Raw genomic sequence first — 17457 nt, 5'->3', positions numbered from 1 at the left:
TTGAGGCCCTACACTTGTTAATTGCTTGTTAAATCCCCAGCTAGAGAGGGCGGCACCGCCGGTGCACAGACTCAGGGCCGCGGAGCACCCGCGGCCGGACTATGTACTCCTGCACATCAGCGACACCCACCTTGTCGGCGGAGACGGTCCGCTCTACGGCGACGTGGATGCCGACGGCCGGTTGGGTGAACTGCTCGGACAGCTGAATCACTCCGGGGTGCGCCCCGACGCCATCGTCTTCACCGGTGATCTCGCGGACAAGGGTGAGCCCGCCGCCTACCGCAAGCTTCGCGACCTGGTCGAGCCGTTCGCGGCCGACCTCGGCGCCGAACTCGTCTGGGTGATGGGCAACCACGACGACCGGGCCGAACTGCGGCGCCTGCTGCTGGACGAAGCGCCGTCCATGGCCCCGCTGGACCACGTGCGCATCATCGACGGGCTGCGCATCATCACGCTGGACACCTCGGTGCCGGGGCACCATCACGGCGAAATCCGGCCGGCTCAATTGGATTGGCTCGCCGAAGAACTGGCCACGCCGGCACCCGACGGCACCATCCTGGCGATGCACCATCCACCGATACCCTCTGTGCTGGACCTGGCCGTCACCGTCGAGCTGCGTGACCAGGCCCCGCTGGGGCGCGTGCTCAAAGGTAGCGACGTGCGGGCCATCCTGGCCGGGCACCTGCACTACTCGACGAACGCCACCTTCGTCGGGATCCCCGTGTCGGTCGCCTCTGCCACCTGCTACACCCAGGACCTCACGGTCGCCGTCGGCGGAACCCGCGGCAGGGACGGTGCGCAGGCTTGCAACCTGGTGCACATCTACCCGGAAACCGTTGTGCACTCTGTGATTCCGCTGGGTGGCGGCAACACCGTAGGCACGTTCGTCTCTCCCGGTCAGGCGCAGCGCAACATCGCCGAGGCGGGCATCTTCATCGAGCCGTCCCGTCGAGACTCGCTGTTCAGGAACCCTCCGATGGCGCTGACGTCGACGGCACCGCAAGATTCGGTCGACTGACCCCGCCTGCGACCTTCTCCCACGGTGCCGGGATCGGGAAATACCGCTCCAGGAAATCGATGACCCGGGCGGCGCGTTCGGCCGCCGCGACTTCGGGGAAACTGCTGTCGTTCAGGCAGAAGAAGTGGTGCCGGCGTTTCTTGCGCAACTCGGGCAGCAGGTTCAGGCCGGCCCGGGTGGTCGTGTTGACGTACCGGACGCTGGCCTTCTCCTGCTGTACGGCGCGCCCCGTCAACAGTGCGTAATAGTGATAGAAGGAATTGGTTACCGAGATGTCGGTGCTGGCGCGAAATGGGCTGGCCTGGGTGCGGGCGAACTCGTCCGGGAATTCGCGCTCCATCTCCTGAAGAACGCTCTTGCGCAGCGGGACGGCGGTGTGCTCGAGATGGCGGGTGATGAGCTGCCCGAACCGGTCGGCAAGCAGTTTCCTGTTCACCCGGGCCGCGTTCTCGAACCCGCTGCGTCCGGGATCGTTGGCGCCCAACCCGATTCGGGTGTTGGCTTCGATGAATTTGCTGACCCCACCCGGGGAGAAGAACATGCCGGGCCGCAGCGGCCGGCCGAAGAACATGTCGTCATTGGAGTACAGGAAATGCTCGCTGAGGTCGGCGATGTGGTGCAGCTGGCTCTCCACCGCGTGCGAATTGTAGGTCGGCAGTGCGGCGGGGTCCGAGAAGTGTTCGATCGCAGGAACAATGGTGATCTTCGGGTGCTCGGCCAACCACGCGGGTGGCGTCGAATCGGTGGCGATGAAGATGCGACGGATCCACGGGGCGAACATGTTGACCGATCGCAGCGCGTATTTCAGTTCGTCGATCTGCCGGATGCGGGCGTCGGCATCGTCGCCTTCGCCCACCACATGACCGGACATCTGAGCGGCCCGCCGGGCCCGGAATTCCGGGTCATTGCCGTCGACCCACGAGAACACCAGGTCGATGTCGAACGTCACGTCGCCCGCGTGCGGTGCGAACATGCCTTCCAGGGTCGGCCACTTGTAGCCGTAGAGCTTGACGGTCGCCGGGGTGACTTCGGTGCGGGGCAACACCGTGCGGGTCAGTGCGTTCTCCACCGGGCATCCGATCGCGGTCTCGTCGAATGCCCAGAACTGCAGATCGACACCGAACGCCGGTCCGTAACGGAACCCCCCCGGCGCGACCCTGTTCCGGTACAACCGCAGGGTGCGCGAGTCGGGTACGGCGGACAGCTCCCCGTGCGCCAGAAGATGCTGTCCGTCAGCGCTTTTCGCGTACATCGGCTCATCGGCGCAGGCGGCTGCCAAGGCCCGCTCGACGGCGCCGCGCAACCGGATGTCGACGGCGAGGGCTGGTCGGTCCTTGTGATCGCGAACCAGCAGGTAGGGAATATCAGCCCGGTTCAACGCTTTTCGGAGAAAGACCAGATCCTCGATCTGTGCCTCGTGCGGGGTGAGGCTGGCTTCCACGCGCGCGATCCGGCCGCGGCGGGTCACCATGACGGGTGAGCCCGGAACGGACCGATCGCCGTCACGGCAAAAAGCCTTTGGCATCGGAACACCGCCTCAGTTCGAAGTCGCACCGTCAACCGCAGAATCCCATACTTTCTCCGGGGCTGCGCGGTGGGACGATAACTGTTGCAGGACAGTCGATTCAGCCGATTTCCGATACCTGGACTTAACTGTCAGTTCACGTTGATGTCATGTCCGGCGCGATTCAGTGAACCCGGTCCTGCTGGTCGGGCACAACGCGGCCGTCGGGGCCGCGCAGGGCGGCCTGACCACCGTCGGGTTCGTCGAAGCCCTGGGTGGCGCACGGATACGGCGGGCTCGGTGGCAGTGGGTCGATGAACGTCGGATTGATCAACCAGCGACCGTCGGAGTCGGCGTAGGCGCGGCACATCAACTCGATCTGGTTGCGGTTGAGGACCAGTCGCAGCGCGGTCGCATCCGGCACGAAGGTGGCGTCGCCGTCAGAGTCCCCGGCGGCGAACACCTGCCGGCGGGCTTCGGGCGCCGGCGCGAACGCCGCCGCGCCCTGGATGCCGAGCACCTGCTGGTTCACCCGGCACCGCTTGCCCTCGTTGAACGGCATCGACGGCTCGCCGCCACACGTCGCCAGACGTGGTGTCACCACGTCGCCGTCGTGTTCGGAGAGCACGCCCATCACCCGGTCGGCGGGGATGCCGACATCCGCGGCCCAGACCCGCACCACCAGTTCGGGTGAGGCGGAGATGACGCGGACGTCGAAACCGTTGGCCTGCAACGTCCCGACGAGATCCCGCATCTGCTGGTAGTAGCGCACCCAGGCGGTCTGCCGGGTGCTGCCCACGGTCTGCTCGGCGCCCTGCGGTGCGTCGATATTCTCTTGCCGTGCGGCGGAGGCGAATTGGGTGATATCGGCGTCGGTCCAACCGGCGAGCAGCTGCAACAGCCATGCGTCCACCGGTTTGAAGCGGCGGTGGTTGAAGCCGGTGAATGCCGTTTCACCCGAGCGGGTTTGGCCGTTGGAGTAGATCGACACCAGCTCGTCGGCGCAGCCGGTGTCGCGGTCGGTGGGCAGCGGCTCGCCGGGCGGCGCGAGGCTCCCGCACGCGGCCGCCAGGGCGGCGGCGGCCCGCGGCGCCAGGAAGGGGCTGGTGGCGCTCCAGTCTTTCGGCTGGCGCACCTTGGAGTTCCGCACCACCCAGTAGAAGGTCGCGTGGCCGATGTCGTTGCGGATCATGGTGTTGTCCCAGTCGAACAACGCCAGCGGGGCTGTGTCCCTGGTCTTCCCGCAGCTGCCGAGTTGCTTGATCATCGCGTCGATCCGGTCGCGGTTGTCGCCGTACCAGCCCGAGTCGACGGCGAGTGTGCGGCAGCTGTCGTGGTGGGCGGAGTTGGTGCTGTGGCAGGCCGTGACCACGAGCAGGGCCACGGTCAGAGCGGTAAGTGCGCGCGACACCGGCGTCATGGATTGATTGTGTAGTCGCCGATTTGCCGCCCCCACACGTAGTCGAGAATCATCGGTGAACCGATCTCGAAATGGTTGTACGGCGCGAGGTCGTAGCCCGCGTCCATCACCAGGTAGGGCGCGGGCCACAAGTCCCTGGTGATCTTCTGCCAGCATCCCGGTCTCCCGCCGGGGCCACCTCTGGTGTTGGTCCGGGGCAGATTCTCCGGGTAGATGTACGGGCCCGGCGCACCGGTGATGGCGCCCGCTGAAGTCGCACCGAGTGCGTAGCCGTTGAAGCCGAGTGCATTGCGGATCCTGGGCGCCACCTCGTCGTAGTTGCGGATGGTGCACACGATCTGCGGGCTGTACTCGTCGAGCAACTGGGCCGTGGGAAGAAGGTCGGCGGCCCCCCGTGCGAGGTAGGGACCCGATCGCTGAAACACCGGGGTCGCGGTGTCGGCGAACCCGGCCGCCGCCAGCAGGGCGGCATCGAGGTCGTTGCGCTGCTGGCTGACGGTGCGCGACGTGGTCGCCGCCGCATCGAGCGCCGCCAGCAGGTCCGGGGCGGCGTCGGCGTAGACGTCACCAAGAGCCGCCAGTCGTTGCACGTCTCGGCGGGCCGCGGGCAACTGCGGGTTCAGGTCGTCGAGGATCGCGTTTCCATTGGTCAGCGACTCGCCGAATTTGTCACCCAGGCCGGCCAGCGCCAGCCCGGCCGCACTCAGCGTGAGGTTGAGCTTGACCGGGTCGACCTTCTCGGCGATCGCCGTCAAGGTCTGGAACAGCGTGTTGAATTCGGTGGTCACCTTGGTCGCGTCGATCACCACAGACGGTGTGATATGTTGCGGCGCAGGTGTTTTGGGCGAGCTCAGGGACACGTACTTGTTGCCGAACACGGTGGTGGCCTTGATCTCGGCGGCCACGTTCGCCGGGATCTGCGGGATGTACTTCGGGAAGATGTCGAGGACGAACTGGGCCGCCGGGACGCCGTCGCGGGTGATTTCGGAGATCTCGGCCACCCGGCCGATCTGCACGCCGTTATAGGTGACCTTCGCGCCCGGGTCCATCACCAGACCCGCACGCGGAGCGACCATCGTCAGCTTCGTCTTCGGGGTGAAGTTCCCGCGGAACTGCCAGTACAGCGCGCTCAGGACGAGCGTCAGCGCCACCAGCGCGATCAGGCCGATGGTCCGATACGGTGGCCGCGCGCCCGAGCGCCGACGCTCCATGATTCTGAGACCCTAAGGTATGGCTGCCCGCCCCAAGGCCGATCCGGCAAAGACACGGCAGGCCGTGTCGGCTGTCGCGGACTGGTTGCGGGACGAAAACCATCCCGCGCCCGACCGGGCCGCCCTGGCGAGCGCCGTCCGGCTCACCGCCCGCACCCTGGCCGACCTGGCACCCGGCGCCAGCGTGGAAGTGCGGATCCCGCCGTTCGTCGCGGTGCAGTGCGTGTCCGGTCCGCGGCACACCCGCGGAACACCCCCCAACGTGGTGGAAACCAACCCGCGCACGTGGCTGTTGGTGGCAACGGGACTGATGGGGTTCAGTGAGGCGGCAGTGAGCGGCGACCTGACCCTTTCGGGCTCTCGCGCCTGTGAAATAGAACACTGGCTACCGGTTTCGCGTTTAACGCCCTGACCTCTATTGACCTGGAGTTTCGGCCGCGACACGCGGATTCTCCCCGGCGCAACACGCGGTCCGGCATTGCGCGGCCGGCCCGCGGTGCCCGTAGACTCCGTAGCGTCACCAACCGCGCCCTAGGGAGCCGCCACACCGTGACCGCGCAGCAGCCCGAAGAAGACTTCAGTTCGCCTCGTGAAGAGTGTGGCGTATTCGGGGTCTGGGCCCCCGGTGAAGACGTCGCCAAACTCACCTATTACGGCCTCTACGCCTTGCAGCACCGCGGCCAGGAAGCCGCGGGCATCGCCGTGGCCGACGGATCCCAGGTGCTGGTGTTCAAAGACCTCGGCCTGGTCAGTCAGGTGTTCGACGAGCAGACGCTGGCCGCCATGGAGGGCCACGTCGCCATCGGGCACTGCCGTTACTCCACCTCCGGGGACACCACTTGGGAGAACGCCCAGCCGGTCTTCCGCAATACCGCCGCCGGCACCGGAGTTGCGTTGGGGCACAACGGAAATCTGGTCAACGCCGCCGAACTGATGGCGCGCGCCCGCGACGAGGGCCTGATCGCGAAGCGGGCACCGGCGCCGGCAACCACGGATTCCGACATTCTCGGCGCGCTGCTGGCGCATGGTGCGGCCGACTCCAGCCTGGAGCAGGCCGCGCTCGAACTGCTGCCGACCGTGCGCGGTGCGTTCTGCCTGACGTTCATGGACGAGAACACCCTGTACGCGTGCCGCGACCCGCACGGCGTGCGGCCGCTGTCGCTGGGACGGCTGGACCGCGGTTGGGTGGTGGCGTCGGAAACCGCGGCCCTCGACATCGTCGGCGCCTCGTTCGTCCGGGACATCGAGCCGGGTGAGCTGCTGGCGATCGACGCCGACGGAGTGCGGTCCACCCGCTTCGCCAACCCCACCCCGAAGGGGTGCATCTTCGAGTACGTCTACCTGGCCCGGCCGGACAGCACCATCGGCGGGCGGTCGATTCACGGCGCCCGGTTGGATATCGGTCGCCAGCTCGCCCGCGAATGTGCGGTCGACGCCGACCTGGTCATCGGGGTTCCGGAGTCCGGCACACCCGCCGCGGTGGGGTATGCGCAGGAATCCGGCATCCCGTACGGGCAGGGCCTGATGAAGAACGCCTACGTCGGGCGCACCTTCATCCAGCCGTCACAGACGATCCGCCAGCTCGGCATCCGGCTCAAGCTGAACCCGCTCAAAGAGGTGATCCGCGGTAAGCGGCTCATCGTCGTCGACGACTCGATCGTGCGCGGCAACACCCAGCGCGCCCTGGTGCGCATGCTGCGGGAGGCCGGGGCTGTCGAGGTGCACGTCCGGATCGCGTCGCCGCCGGTCAAGTGGCCCTGCTTCTACGGGATCGACTTCCCGTCGCCGGCCGAGTTGATCGCCAACGCCGTCGAGGACGAAGGGGAGATGCTCGAGGCCGTCCGGCACGCCATCAACGCCGACACGCTCGGCTACATCTCGCTGCGCGGTCTGATCGCGGCCACCGAGCAACCGGCCTCGCGACTGTGTACGGCCTGCTTCGACGGCACGTACCCGATCGAACTGCCCAGCGAGAGTGCGCTGGGCAAGAACGTCATCGAGCACATGCTGGCCAACGCGGCGCGCGGTGCCGGCCTGGGCGACCTGGCGGGCCAGGACGCGCCGGAAGTTCCGGTCGGACGCTGACGCGGGCTCTGCGTAGGTAACCGTCACCGGCGGTGCCTAGGACCGGTAGCCTTTATCGCGATGACGGATCCCGAACTTAGCGCCAAACGCGGCGCGGGCAACCAGGGCATCACCTACGCATCGGCCGGGGTGGACATAGAAGCCGGTGACCGCGCTGTCGACTTGTTCAAGCCGCTGGCGACCAAGGCCACCAGACCCGAGGTGCGCGGTGGGCTCGGCGGCTTCGCCGGGTTGTTCGCGCTGCGCGGTGATTACCGCGAACCGGTGCTTGCTGCCTCCACCGACGGTGTCGGCACCAAGCTGGCGGTTGCCCAGGCGATGGACAAGCACGACACCGTCGGCCTGGACCTGGTCGCGATGGTGGTCGACGACCTCGTCGTCTGTGGCGCCGAACCGCTGTTCCTGCAGGACTACATCGCCGTCGGCCGCACGGTCCCGGAGCGGGTCGCGGCGATCGTCAGCGGCATCGCCGAGGGCTGTGTGCGCGCCGGCTGCGCGCTGCTCGGCGGCGAGACCGCCGAACATCCCGGCCTGATGGAGCCGGACCACTATGACATCTCGGCCACCGGTGTCGGCGTCGTGGAAGCGGACGACGTCTTGGGACCGGACCGCGTCAAACCCGGCGACGTCATCATCGGGATGGGTTCCTCGGGACTGCATTCCAACGGGTACTCGCTGGCGCGGGCGGTGCTGCTCGAGATCGACCGGATGAATCTCGCCGGCTATGTCGAGGAGTTCGGGCGCACGCTGGGCGAGGAGCTGCTCGAGCCGACCCGGATCTACGCCAAGGATTGCCTGGCGCTCGCCGCGGAGACCCAGGTCCGCACCTTCTGCCACGTCACCGGGGGAGGGCTGGCCGGGAACCTCGAGCGGGTCATCCCGCACGGTCTGGTCGCCGAGGTGGATCGCGGCACCTGGACGCCCGCACCGGTATTCGCGATGATCGCCCAGCGTGGCCGCGTCGCCCGGCCCGAGATGGAGAAGACGTTCAACATGGGCGTCGGGATGATCGCCGTCGTCGCACCCGAAGACACCGACCGCGCGCTGGCTATCCTGACCGCGCGGCACTTGGACTGCTGGGTCCTGGGCACCATCTGCAAGGGTGGAAAAGAAGGCCCGCGCGCCACGCTCGTCGGGCAGCATCCGCGATTCTGAACAGCTCTACGGTGCCGACACGTGCGGTCGCCGCGGTCGGGGCGTCAGATCAGCGACGCCAGGTGTCCTCGTCGTCCCATGAATCGCCTTCGGCGCTGTCGGATTCATCGGTGCTCGTGCTCGTCCCTGACAACTCGCGCTGAAGCCGCGTGAAGTCGGTCTGCGGGGAGCTGTATTTCAGTTCTCGAGCAACCTTGGTCTGCTTTGCCTTAGCCCGGCCGCGGCCCATGGGGGGACCCCCTCGCGAAATAACGGAGCGGCCTACGAGTAGGCGGCTCCGATCTCTAGTGTCTTTATTGTCCTGTCGACAGCTTACCGTGCCGCGCGGCTGAAGGTGGCCGCGCCCTGCCTAGCCGCACATGGCGGATGTCACAGTCTTATAGCGCGCCGCCGCGCAGCCGATCGACCGCGAGGCGTCCGGCGCCCACCCCATCCACGGGCGGCAGCGAATCCGCGTCGATCACGGCGGCGACGGCGCCGTCGGCGCCAGTCGTCAGTTGCGTGTCGGCGGGGATGCCGCGCTTGACCAGCGCCAGTGCCACCGGTCCGAGGTCGACGTGCTCGACCACTGTTCCCAGCCGCCCCACGGCGCGACCGCCGGCAAGCACCGCGGCACCGGTGGACGGCCGGTCCGCCGAGCCGTCGAGGTGCAGCAAAACCAGCATCCGCGGCGGTTTACCCAGGTTGTGCACTCGCGCCACCGTCTCCTGGCCGCGGTAACAACCCTTGTCCAGGTGCACCGCGCCCTGGCCGGGCCCACCGATCCAGCGCACTTCGTGCGGGATGGTGCGTTCGTCGGTGTCGACGCCCAGCCGCGGCCGCAGGGCCGCCACCCGGTGAGCCTCGTAGGCCCACACCCCGGCCGGCCGCACGCCGGCACCGGTCAGCCGCTGCCGCCAGTCGGCGGCTGAATCGCGGGGCACCAGCAGGTCCAGCTCGATCGGACCGTTCGGCGTGCTCGGCATCCGGCGCAGGAATCCGCCGGTGGGCAATGGGACGGCCGACCATTCCGGCGGCAGTGCAGCCACACCCAACGCCGCCAGTACCGGGGCGTCAGCGAGTCGAGGCCCGATGAGCGACAGCACCGCCAGGTCCGTGATGGCCGGGGCCACGTCCGACCAGAAAACCATTTTGCGCAGGTAACCCAGCAGCGGTTCGCCGCGCCACGGCTCGGTATCCAGGTAGGTGGTGTCGCCCAGTTCGGTCTGTACCCAGTGGTCTTCGACCCGGCCCTGGCCGTCCAGGCTGAGGTTCTGCGTGCTGGCGCCCTCGGCCAGCTCGCTGACGTGTTGGGTGGAGATGTTGTGCAGCCAGGCGCGCCGATCGGCTCCGGTCAGCGCGATCACGGCACGGTGTGAGCGGTCGACCAGGACGGCGTCGGTCTGGCTGGCCCGTTGCTCGCCGAGTGGGTCGCCGTAATGCCAGATCGCGCCGGCGTCGGGCCCGGGATCCGGGGCGGGGACTGGATTCATTTGCGCCGCTCCTCCTCATCGCTTCGCTCTGCATCGTCGTCGGCGCGGTTCACACATCAACTCTACGGGGGCCCATCTCACCGACCGCCGAGCCTGAAGCTGGCCGCACGGTCGCCGCCGAGCGTGAAGCCAGCCGCACGCTCGGCGACGGTCTGGGCGGTTAGGCTCTCTCCCCATGACGGGTGTGGTCGTCACTCTGGACGGCGAGGTTCTCGATTCGGGCGCTCCGCTGCTGCACGCCGACGACCTCGCGGCGGTGCGCGGCGACGGAGTCTTCGAGACGCTGCTGGTGCGCGACGGCAGGGCATGCCTGATCGAGTTGCACCTGCAGCGACTGACCCACTCGGCGAAGTTGATGGACCTGCCCGAGCCGGACCTGGCCCAATGGCGGACAGCGATCGAAAAGGCGACCAGTCAGTGGCTGACGCTCACCGCCGATGAGGCCGCCATGCGCCTGGTGTACAGCCGCGGCCGGGAGAGCGCGCTCGCGGAGCCCACCGCCTATGTCATGGTCAATCCTGTCCCGGAACGGGTGGCCGCGGTGCGCCGCGACGGTGTCGCCGCGATCACGCTCGATCGCGGGCTGCCGGCCAACGGCATCGACACCATGCCCTGGCTGCTGGCGGGTGCCAAGACGCTGTCCTACGCCGTGAATATGGCCGTCCTGCGGCATGCCGCCCGGCAAGGCGCGGGTGACGTCATCTTCGTCAGCACCGACGGGTTCATCCTCGAAGGTCCGCGCTCCACGGTGGTCATCGCCGTCGACGGCGAGGACGGCCGCCCGTGCCTGCTCACCCCGCCGCCGTGGTACCCGATCCTGCGCGGAACCACCCAGCAGGCGTTGTTCGAAGTTGCGCGCGCCCGCGGGTACGACTGTGACTACCGCGCGCTGCGGGTCTCCGATCTCGCCGCGGCGCAAGGCATCTGGCTGGTGTCGAGCATGACGTTGGCCGCGCGTGTGCACACGCTCGACGGACGCTGGCTACCGCGGGTCCCGTTCGCCGACACGTTCGCCGAACTGGTCGACGCGGCGATCGTCATTGATCGCTGAGCGCTTAAATCTGTTGTCGCCGGGCCGGAGTCGCGGTAGCGTCGGCTTTACACAAGAGAGGAGGTGGTCCGCGAAATTGATAGCTTCATGGACATGTGAGGTGGCTGCGCGCTAGCTGCATTGGCTCGGAAGAGTCAGCGATCTACGCGCGCTGGCGAATTTCCCGCAGCCACCCGGCCCTCGAGCGTCCGGTCTGTCCAACCGGAGCGTCGCTCGGGGGCCGCTCCATCTCCAGCGCCTTCCCGAAGGCCCGTTACTTATTCGCCCGCGCCACGATCTGCTCGGCCAATTTCGCGCCGCCGTCGGTGATGTCGTTGCCACACGCCTGAACCTCGACGACCAGATCGCCCGCCGCGCTGAGCGCATGCTGGCAGGTGCGGGTGTTGTTGTCGGTCTCCGCGCGCGTCATGGTGATCTTCGGCGCAGCGCCGTTGACTTCGCCGAAACTCCATTCGGTGCTCTTGCTCGTACCGGTGAACGTGACGGTCTTGTTGGCGCACGCCTGCCACTTGCCGGCGGATGCCTCGACGAACGCCCGTGCCTTCTCGGCCGACGGGAATCTCGCGACGGCCTCGACGACCCGATGAGCGTCACCGGGCGATTGAACGGACTGAGTGTGGATCGCAGTGGGGTCGTGCGGCCGGTACACCGATTCCTCGAACGGTTCGAAAGCCGACAAACACTCCGGATCGGACAACGTGCCCTGCGGGCCACGCAGTTGATCGCTGCGTGCGCCTTCCCTCATGTTGGGGTCACCCAGCACGTTCCCGATGTCGGCGGCACCGAGCAGGAGGGACCCGGTCTCGGCCGGGGCCGAGGCCCCGTTGGAGACCCCGTTGGAGGGTCCGGTGGCAGCGCCGCTCGGCTTCGCCGCCGGCTTGCGGGTGTTGCCGCCGGTAGCGAACACCACGATCAACACGATGGCGACCACGGCGGCCAGGGCGGCACCGCCGATGATGAGCAGCTTCTTGCTCGACTGTCCGGAGCTGGGCGCCGGCGCGGCGTGACCGGAGGTGGGGCGGGCCGGTGGTGCGGGCGCGGGAGCCCCGGCCGCCGGGGCCGCGGCAGCGGGGGCCGCCGGAGCCGAGGCCGCCGGAGCTGAGGCAGCGGGGGCAGCCGGGGCCGTCGCCGGCGATCCGCCCGGTGGGCTGTCCTTGGCCTCGATCTCGGCCAGCACATTGTCGATCTCGGTCCGGGTGCGGTAGGTGACGTCGTGCCGCATCCGCAACATCCGCAGCAACTGGGCGATGTCGCCGCGGGCGCTGGGGTCGTCGCCGTCCTCGTCGAGCCCCGTCCGCAACTCGATCAACAACTGGAGCTGCTGCGCGGGCGTGAGCTCCTTCTCCGACAGGTCGTTGCCCAGTCGCATGATGTATCCGAATGGCACCGGCGGCTCGTCGGGCAACGGCGACGGCAGCGGCGTGGCCTTCTGGCTCATCGCGTGGATCGCGGTCACGAGCTGGATGCCGGCGTCGACGGTCGGGTTCTGGTAGTCGATGATCTGCAGCGTGGAGACGGGATTGACCCGGACGCTGTCCACCGGCCCCACCTTGACCGGCAGGATCGGGCGGTTCAGGGCTTGCGCGTAGCGCAGCTCGGCCAGGCTCGGCTTGGACTGCAGCCAATTGTTGGACAGGGCGACGATGAAAACGTCGCAGGAGCGGATCTGCTCGAGGATCGCGTTCCACCAGGCGTCGCCGCCTCCGAGTTCCTGATCGAACCAGACCTTCTGCTGCGCGCGCTTCAGAGCGGTCGTCAGCGCGTCGAGCGACGTCCTGTCCTGGCTCGAGTAGCTGATGAATATGGCCACGGCAGTCTCCTCAATTGAGGGCAGGGGGAGGCGGATACGGCGAAACCGTCATGGGGACGGTAGCGCATGGTAGGGGTAGCAGCAATCGACTCTGGCAAACCGCCGGCGTCTAGTCGGCGGCTGGGACAGGCGCGTCATCCGGTGGGTGGAACTCGGCGTAACGCTGGTCGAACTCATGGCCCGGTACCGGCCACTGCTCGCCCTCCGCTCCCCGCACCACCCAGTCGCCGTCGGCCGCGTTCGTCGTGCCCTCCAGGGTGTTGATCGACTCGCCCGGCTGCGCCGGACGGGCCTGGACGCGCCCTTTCCGGCGCCATAGTCCGTCACCGGCCGGCTCGTAAGTGGCGTGGAAGATGTCGTCGCGCACCGACCAGGTCTTGCCGTCCGCGCGCACCTCCCAGTCGCCGGCGTCGGCGTGCATGGTGTGCCCCGAATCCGACTTCCATGTCCATGGCGCGGTGCGCTGCTCGGCGGAGACCGTCCCCACCCGGGTGAATGTGCGCCACAGCGGGCGGGACCGGTAACCGAGTTGGCGCAGGCTCCACAGCGTGGCCGCCAGGCTGCGCACGGCGGCGTTGAGCAGGTCGGGGCTGCTCTCGACGGTTGACCAGTCGACCAGTTTGTCGTGGATCTTGCGGGCGTCGTCCCGTGGCGTGCCGTATTTCCAGCCGTTGCGGCGGTAGTAGCGGCACCAGTCCTCGTGCTCGGCCTGCGCCATGGCCAGTGCCGAGTACCGGTCGAAGCCCATCAGCGCCAACTGTTCCAGCGGCGGCGAGTCCGCCATATCGCGTCCGGACAACTGGGCGGGCGGGCTGCCCCAGGTGTTCCAGGTGTGGCCGGCGATCTGTTCGACCATCCACAACGCGTTGCGCACCTGGCGCCGGTTGGAGCCGCGGTAGAACTCGTCGAGTTCTATCCACGGCACCGAGGCGGGGCCCCGCGGCCAACTGGGATCGATGGTGGCGACATACCGCTCGTGGATCAGCCGGGCCGCCCGTTCCCAGGCGTCCTGAACCTGACCCTCCCGGCTGTCCAGCACCAGGGAGTACGACTGCAGCATGCCGACCACCTGGATCGAGTCGTCCGCGATGCTGGTGTTCAGATCCGAGGTGTAGACCGGCATTTCGGGGAAGCGGGCGGCCAGCCTGGTGCCGGTGGTCGCGGTGTGGGTGTCGACCAGGATCACCGCGCTGGTGGTGGGGTCGGTGTCGCCGATCAGCCGCAGGATCGTGGGAATCGTCGGGCCCTCGGACACCGCGTCGATCGACGGTCCGTCGGAGGCGAAACCGGCTTGCTGACGGTAGAACTCGTGATCCTTCAGGTATTCCTCGGCGTCGCGTTCCACCAGGGTCAGCGACGGCAGCGGGACGGCACCCGGCGGTGTGTAGAAGTCGCGTTCCAGCGCGCGGCGGGTCAGATCCGCGCACAGCGCCAGGGTCAATTGTGAAGTGCCACAGACGAATACACGTTTCGTGCGACCAGTCGCGATGATGCCGTCCAGCAGCCGGCTCGCCGTGACCTCGTACTTGCCGACGACGTCGGCCGCCCATCGGGTGTCGGATCCGCCGAACTGCTGGGCGCGCCAGGCCTCGGCGAGCCAGGGATCGTCGATGCGCACGATGAGCGGCAGCCGGCGCTTGTTGGCGACTTCGGACAGCCGACGGCTGATCAGGTCCAGCCACAGCAGGTTGATGGCCGGGTCGGGCGCCATCAGGTACAGCCGGCTCAGGTGGCGCCACAGCCGCAGCGTCACCAGCGTGGCGGGCGTGGTGAAGTCCACCAGCACGACGCGGGCGCCCATCCGGCGCACCCGCTGGACGCGGTCGTCGTTGGCGCTGGTGATGACGACCAGGGTGCTGCGCCGGTCCAGCGTCCGGGCCACCCCGCTGATCATCGACTCGGTGTCGTCATCGACGCCGACGATGGCGGTGACGGAATCGGCGAAATTGGCCCGCAGCCGGTCCACCTGCGACCGGAACACCCCGATGACCACACCGCCCAGGCCGGTGAAGATCGCCGAAACGGCTGCCATTCGGGCCAATTCGAGACCGACCGGGGTCGGGCTGGGGCAGACGTGCCCACCCAGCGAGTAGTCGCTGCTGCTGCCTTTGATCAGCTGGGCGGTCAGCATCAGCGGGGTGAAGACGGCGGGATGGTTCTCGTCGTGGCAGTTCCAGTACGAGCTGAGTCCCAGAATGGCGCTCATCGTGATGAGCACCGCGATCACGGTGAACGAAACGCCCACCAGGCGGTGGCTGGTGTTGGACCGGAAGGTCATCACGCACACCGCGACCAGCACCGCGACCACGATCGCCGTGGTCGTCATCGATCCCGGCCGGCCGAACCAGCCCAGCCCGGACGGCAGCAGGTCCAGGATCGCGGGTGCGAGCGCCACCGCGGCCAGATAGCCGATCAACAAGACGGCGAGGAGGGACATGCCCCAGCGCACCGGGGGTGGGGCGATTCTCTTCTGGCCCATCAAACCTCGCTTCGCCAAGCCTTTTTTCCGGGCCTGCTCGGACGCGAACAGTACACGCGCAAGTGCGCGGGAAGGCAACAAGAAGAGCTCGTTAAGGAGGCCGGTTTCAGCCGACGAAACGGGACAAGCGCGCCGACAGGTGGGGGACCAGGCCGCCGTCGGCGTCCACCCGCTCTTCGACGTAGGCGAGATCGCCGCCCTCGACTATCCCGTAGAGCCGTTTGGCACCGCCGACCAGTACGCCGGACCGGCTGCGGGCCAGCGCATCGGTGACGAGTTCCCAGGACGACTGGTTACGGGGGCGCCCGTAGAACAGCTCGACGTAACCGGACGAGTGCGCCAGCAGCAGCTCGATGGCCTGCGATTCGGAGGGGTCGTCGGGATCGGCGACGAACCGCCAGAATCCGGTTTCCCGCAGCGCCGGCTGGTGGTATTCGCCCGCCTCGTCGAGGCGCCAGGACCGGGCTTCCCAGTTCAGGTAGTCGCCGCCGTCATGGGAGACCACGATCTGTTGGCCGAACCGGTAGTCGCCGTCGTGCGCGCGGCCTTCGCCCTCGCCGCGCCAGACGCCTACCAGCGGCAGCAGCGCCAGCAAGGCGTCATGCAGGTTGGCGCCTTCCCGGAGGTTCGCGGTGTCCGCGGGCACCGGAAGGTCGTCGTACGCGGGGATATTCCGGGTAGCGGTCAGTTTCGCCCGCTCGGCCGCCTGTGACAGTTCGTCTGAGGCGTCTGCGCCCTCGGTAGAGGTCACGACTCGTCGGTGATCAACCGATACAGCGCATACAGCGCGAACCAGGAGATGACCACAGTCGCGAGGACCAGCATGATCTCGAAGAACAGCACCACGTGGATGAGTCTATGCGATCGGCCCCGCCGTTGAGTCTGCGTAGCGGGCGGCGGTCACTCGGACTTCGTCGCCCTCAACGCAGAGTGAACAGCGGTGGCGGCGGCCTCAGGCGACCTTGATGTCCACCTCGTGGATGCCGGCACCGGACGGCGCGACCACGGCGTCGCCGTTGCCTACCCGGGACAACGCCCGCAGCGTCCACGATCCGGGCGCCGCGAAGAACCGGAAGTCACCGGTGGCCGATGCCACGACCTCGGCGGTGAACTCGTCGGACGAGTCCAGCAGACGCACGAACGCCCCACCGACGGCCTGGCCCTCACCGTCCACGACGCGCCCGGTGATCACCGTTTCCTTCTCCAGGTCGACGCTGGCCGGCATCGTCAGTCCTTGCTTTGGTGCAGTGCACATGTCAGTTTCCCAACTCGATCGGGGCACCCACCAGGGAGCCGTATTCCGTCCAACTGCCGTCGTAGTTCTTGACGTTTTTGTGTCCGAGCAATTCCTGCAGGACGAACCAGGTGTGCGACGAACGTTCCCCGATCCGGCAGTAGGCAATCGTTTCCTTCTGTCCGTCCAGGCCGGCGTCGGCGTAGAGCTTGGCCAGCTCCTCGTCGGACTTGAACGTGCCGTCCTCGTTGGCGGCCTTGCTCCAGGGCACGTTGATCGCGGTGGGGACGTGGCCGGGGCGCTGGCTCTGCTCCTGCGGCAGGTGCGCGGGTGCCAGGATCTTGCCGGAGAACTCGTCGGGGGAGCGCACGTCGACCAGATTCTTGGTGCCGATGGCGGCGATGACCTCGTCACGGAAGGCACGGATCGAGTTGTCGGGCGCCGAGGCCGTGTATGAAGTGGCGGGCCGGTTCACCACCTCGCTCGACAGCGGCCGGCCGTCGAGTTCCCACTTCTTGCGGCCACCGTCGAGCAGCTTCACCTGGTCGTGGCCGTACAGCTTGAAGTACCAGTAGGCGTACGCCGCGAACCAGTTGTTGTTGCCGCCGTAGAGGATCACGGTGTCGTCGTTGGAGATGCCGCGGTCGGACAGCAACTTGGAGAACTGCTCGGCGTCGACGAAGTCGCGCTTGACCGGGTCCTGCAGGTCGTCTCGCCAGTCCAGCTTGACCGCGCCGGCGATGTGGCCGCCGTCGTAAGCGCTGGTGTCTTCGTCCACCTCGACGAAGACGACGTTTTCGGCATCCAGATTGCTCTCAGCCCAGTCGGCGGAGACCAGGACGTCGGAGCGTGCCATGGGGGATCCTTTCGATTTCTTCTTTGAACAGCGTTGGGGTGCTGGGTATGCCTGTTGCGCGAGGAAGACATGCCACGGGAAGGGGCCCTGGCCGCTTCGAGCACTGCGCAGAAAGGCGCGGCTACTCAGCAGCTACAGCAACAGCAACAACCCGCGACGCGG

15 protein-coding genes are annotated in these 17457 nt (G+C 67.7%); 5 read left to right on the top strand and 10 right to left on the bottom strand.

All coding sequences use genetic code 11. From position 1 onward, the window contains the following. Nucleotides 1–61: 61 nt before the first annotated feature. Nucleotides 62–1018, top strand: a complete 957-nt coding sequence (cpdA, locus tag C0J29_RS26715; RefSeq protein WP_120794064.1) for a 3',5'-cyclic adenosine monophosphate phosphodiesterase CpdA — start codon at nucleotides 62–64, stop codon at nucleotides 1016–1018. On the opposite strand, the gene C0J29_RS26710 is transcribed toward cpdA, so the two are convergent. The 3 genes from C0J29_RS26710 to C0J29_RS26700 form a co-directional block, all read right to left on the bottom strand. Continuing rightward, nucleotides 963–2543 (bottom strand): stealth family protein, encoded by a 1581-nt coding sequence (locus C0J29_RS26710; RefSeq protein WP_120794063.1) that lies wholly within the window; start codon nucleotides 2541–2543, stop codon nucleotides 963–965. The two genes, cpdA and C0J29_RS26710, sit on opposite strands and share 56 nt — an antisense overlap. A gap of 163 nt (nucleotides 2544–2706) precedes the next feature. Continuing rightward, on the bottom strand, nucleotides 2707–3942 hold the full coding sequence (locus C0J29_RS26705; RefSeq protein ID WP_120794062.1) for a haloacid dehalogenase-like hydrolase: 1236 nt from the start codon (nucleotides 3940–3942) through the stop codon (nucleotides 2707–2709). Continuing rightward, entirely contained in the window at nucleotides 3939–5153 is a 1215-nt protein-coding gene (locus C0J29_RS26700) for an MCE family protein (RefSeq protein WP_120794061.1), read from the bottom strand. The genes C0J29_RS26705 and C0J29_RS26700 overlap by 4 nt, the downstream gene beginning before the upstream one ends. Before the next feature lie 19 nt (nucleotides 5154–5172). On the opposite strand from C0J29_RS26700, the gene C0J29_RS26695 reads away from it, so the two are divergent. The 3 genes from C0J29_RS26695 (at nucleotide 5173) to purM (ending at nucleotide 8393) form a co-directional block, all read left to right on the top strand. Continuing rightward, on the top strand, nucleotides 5173–5565 hold the full coding sequence (locus C0J29_RS26695) for a sterol carrier family protein (RefSeq protein WP_120794060.1): 393 nt from the start codon (nucleotides 5173–5175) through the stop codon (nucleotides 5563–5565). Nucleotides 5566–5702: 137 nt separating this feature from the next. Then, nucleotides 5703–7238, top strand: a complete 1536-nt coding sequence (purF, locus tag C0J29_RS26690) for an amidophosphoribosyltransferase (RefSeq protein ID WP_055581487.1) — start codon at nucleotides 5703–5705, stop codon at nucleotides 7236–7238. Between the two features lie 60 nt (nucleotides 7239–7298). After that, nucleotides 7299–8393 (top strand): phosphoribosylformylglycinamidine cyclo-ligase, encoded by a 1095-nt coding sequence (gene purM / locus C0J29_RS26685; protein ID WP_065047009.1) that lies wholly within the window; start codon nucleotides 7299–7301, stop codon nucleotides 8391–8393. Nucleotides 8394–8442: 49 nt separating this feature from the next. Here the strand turns inward: purM and C0J29_RS26680 are convergent, their stop codons facing one another. Both C0J29_RS26680 and ygfZ read right to left on the bottom strand, forming a co-directional pair. Continuing rightward, on the bottom strand, nucleotides 8443–8622 hold the full coding sequence (locus tag C0J29_RS26680) for a DUF3073 domain-containing protein (protein WP_065047011.1): 180 nt from the start codon (nucleotides 8620–8622) through the stop codon (nucleotides 8443–8445). A gap of 148 nt (nucleotides 8623–8770) precedes the next feature. Then, nucleotides 8771–9865 (bottom strand): CAF17-like 4Fe-4S cluster assembly/insertion protein YgfZ, encoded by a 1095-nt coding sequence (gene ygfZ / locus C0J29_RS26675; RefSeq protein ID WP_120794059.1) that lies wholly within the window; start codon nucleotides 9863–9865, stop codon nucleotides 8771–8773. Between the two features lie 184 nt (nucleotides 9866–10049). Here ygfZ and C0J29_RS26670 point away from each other — a divergent pair, with 184 nt between their 5' ends. After that, on the top strand, nucleotides 10050–10916 hold the full coding sequence (locus tag C0J29_RS26670; RefSeq protein ID WP_120794988.1) for an aminodeoxychorismate lyase: 867 nt from the start codon (nucleotides 10050–10052) through the stop codon (nucleotides 10914–10916). A gap of 253 nt (nucleotides 10917–11169) precedes the next feature. Here the strand turns inward: C0J29_RS26670 and C0J29_RS32990 are convergent, their stop codons facing one another. The 5 genes from C0J29_RS32990 to C0J29_RS26635 all read right to left on the bottom strand — a co-directional run bounded on the left by C0J29_RS32990 (nucleotide 11170) and on the right by C0J29_RS26635 (nucleotide 17295). Then, the gene (locus C0J29_RS32990; protein ID WP_162951557.1) at nucleotides 11170–12726 is read right to left on the bottom strand and encodes a sensor domain-containing protein; all 1557 of its coding nucleotides are present in this window, start codon (nucleotides 12724–12726) and stop codon (nucleotides 11170–11172) included. Between the two features lie 109 nt (nucleotides 12727–12835). Further along, nucleotides 12836–15205: a RyR domain-containing protein gene (locus C0J29_RS26650; protein WP_120794986.1), complete on the bottom strand. Its 2370-nt coding sequence runs from the start codon at nucleotides 15203–15205 to the stop codon at nucleotides 12836–12838. Nucleotides 15206–15311: 106 nt separating this feature from the next. Then, on the bottom strand, nucleotides 15312–15956 hold the full coding sequence (locus C0J29_RS26645; protein ID WP_065162418.1) for a heme-binding beta-barrel domain-containing protein: 645 nt from the start codon (nucleotides 15954–15956) through the stop codon (nucleotides 15312–15314). Nucleotides 15957–16157: 201 nt separating this feature from the next. Continuing rightward, nucleotides 16158–16460: a DUF1416 domain-containing protein gene (locus C0J29_RS26640; protein ID WP_065162419.1), complete on the bottom strand. Its 303-nt coding sequence runs from the start codon at nucleotides 16458–16460 to the stop codon at nucleotides 16158–16160. Nucleotide 16461: 1 nt separating this feature from the next. Next, a complete protein-coding gene (locus C0J29_RS26635) occupies nucleotides 16462–17295 on the bottom strand; it encodes a sulfurtransferase (RefSeq protein WP_065045313.1) in 834 nt (277 codons plus the stop codon). Between the last annotated feature and the right edge of the window lie 162 nt (nucleotides 17296–17457).

The sequence above is a fragment of the Mycobacterium paragordonae genome, assembly GCF_003614435.1.
GTDB lineage: Bacteria > Actinomycetota > Actinomycetes > Mycobacteriales > Mycobacteriaceae > Mycobacterium > Mycobacterium paragordonae.
Note: the sequence above shows the minus strand (reverse complement) of the source record. Positions and strands in the feature narration are given on the sequence as shown.